5 protein-coding genes are annotated in these 6,153 nt (G+C 71.0%); all 5 read right to left on the reverse strand.

Annotated features, from left to right (window positions below; translation table 11 throughout):
• Positions 1-21: 21 nt before the first annotated feature.
• Positions 22-2,745 carry a molybdopterin-dependent oxidoreductase gene (locus ACFTZB_RS41805; protein ID WP_378441256.1) on the reverse strand — a complete coding sequence of 908 codons (2,724 nt, stop codon included), beginning with the start codon at positions 2,743-2,745 and terminating at the stop codon, positions 22-24.
• Positions 2,742-3,551 (reverse strand): FAD binding domain-containing protein, encoded by an 810-nt coding sequence (locus ACFTZB_RS41810; RefSeq protein ID WP_378441258.1) that lies wholly within the window; start codon positions 3,549-3,551, stop codon positions 2,742-2,744. Before ACFTZB_RS41810 ends, ACFTZB_RS41805 begins: the two co-directional genes overlap by 4 nt.
• Positions 3,552-3,555: 4 nt before the next feature.
• Positions 3,556-4,923 carry an 8-oxoguanine deaminase gene (locus ACFTZB_RS41815; protein WP_378441260.1) on the reverse strand — a complete coding sequence of 456 codons (1,368 nt, stop codon included), beginning with the start codon at positions 4,921-4,923 and terminating at the stop codon, positions 3,556-3,558.
• The gene (gene pucL / locus ACFTZB_RS41820; RefSeq protein WP_378441262.1) at positions 4,923-5,834 is read right to left on the reverse strand and encodes a factor-independent urate hydroxylase; all 912 of its coding nucleotides are present in this window, start codon (positions 5,832-5,834) and stop codon (positions 4,923-4,925) included. Before pucL ends, ACFTZB_RS41815 begins: the two co-directional genes overlap by 1 nt.
• A gap of 3 nt (positions 5,835-5,837) precedes the next feature.
• On the reverse strand, positions 5,838-6,153 hold a 316-nt coding region (uraH, locus tag ACFTZB_RS41825; protein WP_378441264.1), incomplete at its 5' end, for a hydroxyisourate hydrolase.

Consider the following 6,153-nt stretch of genomic DNA (forward strand, 5'->3'; position numbering starts at 1 on the left):
GTACTTATTAACGTCGGGCGGTTAACAAGTGCTCACAGGCGGCGAAGCCGCACGCCAGACGGCGGCGGGGGTCATCGGGAGCCGCCGAAGGCGGGCGCCGGTGGCGTCCGCGATGGCGTTGGCCAGGGCCGGGGCGACCGGGTTGTACGGGGACTCGCTCATCGACTTGGCGCCGTGCGGGCCCAGCTCGTCGTAGGTGTCCGCGAAGTAGACCTCGGTGTCCGGCACGTCCACGAGCTGCGGGATGTGATAGTTCCGCAGCTGCGGGTTGAGCACGGTCCCGGCGCCGTCGAGCAGGATCTCCTCGTACAGCGCGCTGCCGATGGCCTGCGCCACGCCGCCCTCGACCTGCCCGCGGCACTGCTGCGGGTTGAGGACCGTGCCGGCGTCCGCCGCCTGGATGGACTGCAGGATCCGGACCTCCCCGGTGACGGTGTCGACCGCGACCCGGAAGGCGTGCACGTTGAACACCACCGACCGCGGGGTGCCGTCGTGGTGGCCCTCGGCCCGGAGTGGTCCCTCGGGCACCAGCTTGTCGAGTTCGACGGTCCGCCCCGCAACCACGACCGCGTCGGGTGTGAGCGCGCAGTCGCTGTCCTCGGCGGCGCCGGCGACGCGGCGGGCGACCTCGAACAGCTGCTCCCGCAGCCGGGTTCCCGCGAGATGTACCGCCTTCCCGGCGACGACCGTGCCTGCCGAACCGAACGCTCCGGTGTCGTGCCCGGCGACGTCGGTGTCGGATTGGATCACGGTGATCCGGTCGGCGGTGGTGCCGAGCGCGGACGCGGCGAGCTGCGCGTGCACGGTGGTGGTGCCGTTCCCGAACTCGGCTGTGCCCACCCGCAGTTCGTACCGGCTGCCCTCGACGAGGGTGCAGGACACGTCCGCGAAGTGCCCCCGCGGCGGGATGGTCGCGATCATGGACGCCGCCATGCCCTCGCCGACCCGCCACTGCGGCCCGTCCGGCGGAAGCGCGTCGTTGCCGCGGCGCAGTGCGGCCTCCGCCAGGTCGAGGCATTGGTCGAGCCCGTAACTGCCGTACGTGAGGTCGCCGGTTTCGACTTCGAAATCGACGAAGTCGTCACCCGGGACGACCACGTTGCGACGACGCAACTCGAATGGATCGATTCCCAGCTCCGCGGCCAGCTGGTCGAGCGCGGACTCCACCGCGAAGATGATCTGCCCCAGTCCGTAGCCGCGGAACGCCCCGGACGGCAGGTTGTTGGTGTAGACGGCCTGGGCGTCCACCCGCTTGTTCGGCGACCGGTACAGCGCAACGGATTCGCTGCAACCGTGGAACATCACCCCCACCGAATGATTGCCGTACGCACCGGCATCCGACAGCACGTCGACGGCGAGTGCCGTCAGCTTGCCGTCGCCGTCGGCACCGACCTTCACCGACACCCGCATGGGATGGCGGCACGGGGCGATCGTGAACTGGTCGGACCGGGTGAACTCGTACTGTACCGGTCGGCCGGTGCGCAGCACGGCGAGGGCGACGAGGTCCTCCACCAGCATCTCCTGCTTCGCGCCGAAACCGCCCCCGACGCGGGCCGTGAACACCCGGACCTGCGCGCGGTCGAGCGAGAACAGGTGAGCGAGTTCGTCTCGGACGAGGAAGGGCACCTGGGTGCTGCTGCGGAGGGTGAGCCGGCCGTCGGCGTCGAGCCAGCCGATGGCCGAGTGGGTTTCGAGATGCGTGTGCTGCACGCGCTGGGTCTGCCACGTGCCCTCCACCACCGCGCCCGTGTCCCGCGCCGCCGCGAGCCCGGCGGCGAGGTCGCCGGTCTCGCCGTGGACCTCGGCCACCAGATTCCGGGCCGGGTCCGCGATCCGGGACTCGGCGCCCTTGTCGCCGTGCAGCAGGGGTGCACCCGGGCGGCGCGCCAGGTCGGGGTCGAAGACCGGCTCGAGGACCTCGTACTCCACCTCGATCAACTGCAGTGCGCGCCGGGCGATGTCGACCGAGTCCGCGACGACGGCGGCGACGCGCTGCCCGCGGAACCGGAGGATCGTGTCGAACACGTAGGTGTCGTCGGGGTCGTCGGTGCGGAACTCGTGACGCGCGGTGGAGAAGGCCACGCCCGGACTGTCGCGGTGGGTGAGCACCGCGTGGACGCCGGGCAGTCGCTCCGCGGCAGACGTGTCGAGGCGGGTGATGCGGGCGTGCGGGTGCGGGCTGCCGAGGATCTGGATGTGCGCCAGACCGTCGACGGCCAGGTCGAGCGTGTACGGTTCGGCGCCGCACACCACCCGGGTGGCCGCGGGTGCGGGAATCGATCGTCCGAACGACGCACCGGCACTGTCCGATTCGGTGGTGCACACGCCGCCGACAGCGTCGCGGACGGAGCGATAACCGGTGCAGCGGCACAGATTTCCCTTCAGCGCGCGCGGCAGGTCGGCGCGTTGCGCGGCGTCGAGCGCGGACGCGGTCACCACCATCCCTGGTGTGCAGAACCCGCACTGGAATCCCGCCGCGTCGACGAACTGCTGTTGCACGGGATGGAGTTGGCCGGGACCGCCGAGACCGGCGGCGGTGGTGACCTCGCGGTTCTCCGCGCGATGCGCCGGCACCACGCAGGAGTGCACCGCGGCGCCGTCGAGCAGCACGGAACAGGCGCCGCAATCCCCGGCGTCGCAGCCCTTCTTGACCGCGAACCGCTGCTGTTCCCGCAGGAAGGTGCGCAGGCACTGACCGGGCCGTGCGTCGGCGTCCACCGGCTGACCGTCGACCGTCAACTTCATTCCAGCTCCCTCCGGATCTCCTCGGCGAGGACGCCCGTGACGTGGCGACGCCAGTCCGCGGCGCCGTGCGCATCCGTCAGGTAGTCGTCGGGGGAGATCCGTTCGGCCAGAAGGGAACTCAACTCGTCGACGCCGGGCACGACGGGGAGGCGCAGGACGAACGGGCGGACGGTCGACGCGGTGACGGTCAGCGTGAATCCCTCCGCGCCGGCGCGCCCGGCGAGCAGGGCGCCGGACCGTCCGAGCGGCGAGTACGCGATCTTCCGCAGCGACGTGCGGCCTCGCAAAGCGGCGGCGGGGAGGTGGATGCTGCGGATCAGTTCACTGGGCTCCAGCGTCGTGCGGCCGGCCTCGGTGACGAACCGGTCCACCGGAACCCGGCGTTCGCCGCCGTCGGGCGTCCAGATCAGGAGTTCGGCGTCCAGCGCGCAGCACAGCGTGATCATCGCACCGGCCGGCAGCGCCAGCGCGAGGTTGCCGCCGACGGTCGCGGTGTGCCAGATCTTCCACGACGAGACCAGCGACTCGGCGCACGGCCGGAACAGGTTCTTCGCCGACCACTCGGCGGGAAGCGGTGCATTGCAGAGGTTCTCGATGGTGCACGTCGCGGCGAGTTCGAGTCCGTCGTCGTGGACGGTGATCGCAGGCCAGTCGAGGGTGGCCAGGTCGACCAGCCGGGTGACCGTTGGTTGCGGCTCCGAATACAGCCAGGTGCCGCCCGCCAGGTACGCCGTTCCGGGTTCCGGCGCGGGCAGGTCGTCCCGGCTGCGCGGCGCCGAGATCTCCGTCACGAACGACAGATCCATGGTCTCACCCCGCCTTGCGCACCAGGGCCCGGTGGGCCTGCTCGACCTCCGCGGCGACGTCGTCCTCGTTCACGGTGATCACTCTTCCACGCTCGACGACGGCGCGCCCGTTCACCAGAAGCAACTCCAGCGGCGCGGTGGCCCCGAGGACGAGCGCCGCCACCGGGTCGGTGATGCCGGAATGCGCGAGGGTGTCGATCCGCCACAGCGCGAGATCGGCCAGTTTGCCGGGTTCGAGGGAGCCGAGTTCGTCGTCCCGGCCGAGCACCCGGGCCCCGCCGATCGTGGCGAGTTCCAGCGCGGTGCGCACCGTCATCTCGCGCGGGCCGCCGCGGGCCCGGGCGAACAGCACGGCGTGGCGGGCCTCCTCGAGCATGTTGCACGCCTCGTTGCTGGCGGCGCCGTCGACACCGAGCCCCAGCGGGACCCCGGCCGCGTGGAGGTCCCGGGCCCGGGCGATCCCGGCGCCGAGGCGGGCGTTGGACGTGGGGCAGTGTGCGACACCCGTGCCGGTGCCGGTCAGGGTCGTGATCGCGACGTCGTCGAGGTGGACGGCGTGGGCGTACCAGACGTCGGGGCCCACCCAGCCGAGTCGCTCCAGGTACTGCACCGGGGTGCAGCCGAAGCGGTCGAGGCAGAAGTCCTGCTCGTCAACGGTTTCCGCGAGATGGGTGTGCAGTCGCACCCCGGCGGACCGGGCGAGGGCCGCGGCCTCGGTCAGCAGGTCGGCGGTGACGGAGAACGGGGAGCAGGGCGCCACGGCGACCCGCAGCATCGAGTCGGGCGAAGGGTCGTGCCAGCGGTCGACGACGTCCTGGGTGCCCGTGAGGATGTCGTCGAGACGCTCCACCACGGAGTCTGGTGGCAACCCGCCCCGGCTGCGGCCGAGGTCCATCGACCCCCGGCTGGGGTGGAACCGCAGACCGACGGTCCGCGCGGCCTCGATCTCGGCGCCGAACACGTCGCCGCCGTTGCGGGGCACGACGTAATGGTGGTCGGTGGTGGTCGTGCACCCGTGTTTCGCCAGCCAGGCGAGACCGCCGGTGGCCGCGGTCCGGACGGCGTCGGCGTCGACGCCCGCCCAGATCGGGTAGAGGGTGGTCAGCCAGTCGAACAGGTTGTCGTCGGCGGCGAGCCCGCGGGTGATCCACTGATACAGGTGGTGGTGGGTGTTCACCAGTCCGGGTGTCAGCAGGCAGCCGCGTCCGTCGACGACCCGTGCCCCCTCGATCTCCGGCGCGGGACCGGCACCGACGTCGACGATGCGGTTGCCCCGGACGACGACGTAGCCGTCGGGATGCTCGGTGCCCGACGTGTCGACCGTGGCGACGTACGCACCGGCGACGACGACCGTGCCGGGGACGTCGGACATCAGCTGAGCCACCCCGCGTACGCGGACCACGCGGGCCCGGCGTCCGGGGCGTCGGAACGCTGCACCGTGGCCTGGATCAGGCCGTACGGGCGGTCGGCGGCGTGGAAGACCTCGTTGTCGTTCTCCACGCCGAAACGCGCGAGGTCGTGGGCGAAGTGGTGCTTGTTCGGCGCGGACAGCCGCACCTCCGCGAGCACGGGGTAGCGCTCCAGGATCGCCTTGCCGATCTCGTACAGCGTCTGCTGCAGGGCGAGCGAATGGACGGTCGCGAACGTCGCGACGATCTGCTCCTTGATGCCGGCGTAGACGCCGTTCCAGTCCACGTCGGTGGTGACGAACCGCCACTGCACGACCAGCGACGTCGCCATCACCCGGTCGTGGGTCTCCTCGAGGATCGTGTACTCGTCCTTCAGGAATCCGAAGAATTCGCTGCCCGTGGACTTGAGGATCACCAGATCCTTCAGCCCGCCGACCACCCACGTGCCGGCGGCATCGACGGTGATCGCCGCGGTGCGCACCTCCTCGCCCTTGCGCACCCAGGTGTGGTCGTGGTCCGCCCCGTCGACCACCGCCCGCTGCCAGGCGTACTCCTCGATCTCGATGCGGGCACCCTCGACCGGGGCCACGTCGTCCACGAAGTGCCGTGCCAGCGTGAGCGCGTACTCCTCGATGGAGTCGAGTCCCTTCTCCTTCGCGTAGGAGTACGCCGTCTGCTTCTGGGTGTCGGTGGGCAGCACCGAACTCTGGTCGCCGGCGAGGTGCGCGGCCGAGAAGTCGCCGCGCAGGCACGTCGACACGCTCACGTCCCGGATTTCGTGCCGCGGGGTGTCGCGGTAGATCCGCACGATGCGGTTCTCGGCCTTGCCGTACTGGTGCTCGCCCAGGACGATGGCGCCGGTGAGGTCGGTCATTCTTCAGCTCCCGCGGTAGGTGGAATAGGCGAACGGGGACAACAGCAACGGGACGTGATACCCCCGCTGCGGGTCGTCGAGGACGAACGTGACGGTCACCTCCGGGTAGAACGTCTCCCGGCCGCGGGCGGCGAAGTACTCGCCGGTGGCGAAGACCAGCGAATAGGTGGCCGCGGTCAGACCGTCCGGCGCGAACTCGGCGATGCGGCCGTCCGAATCGGTCGTCGCGCTCGCGAGGACCTCGCCGGCCGAGTTCACCAGCTGCACCTGCACCCCCGTTGCGGGTGCGCCGTCGGTGGCGTCGAGTACGTGGGTGCTC

It is taken from the genome of Rhodococcus sp. NPDC057014 (genome assembly GCF_042673295.1).
Taxonomy (GTDB): domain Bacteria; phylum Actinomycetota; class Actinomycetes; order Mycobacteriales; family Mycobacteriaceae; genus Rhodococcus_F.

Bases quoted from the DNA above. Each gene is read 5' to 3' on its own strand.
- ACFTZB_RS41810 (WP_378441258.1), bottom strand. From the start codon at position 3,551: ATGGATCTGTCGTTCGTGACGGAGATCTCGGCGCCGCGCAGCCGGGAC.
- pucL (WP_378441262.1), bottom strand. From the start codon at position 5,834: ATGACCGACCTCACCGGCGCCATCGTCCTGGGCGAGCACCAGTACGGC.
- ACFTZB_RS41805 (WP_378441256.1), bottom strand. From the start codon at position 2,745: ATGAAGTTGACGGTCGACGGTCAGCCGGTGGACGCCGACGCACGGCCC.
- ACFTZB_RS41815 (WP_378441260.1), bottom strand. From the start codon at position 4,923: ATGTCCGACGTCCCCGGCACGGTCGTCGTCGCCGGTGCGTACGTCGCC.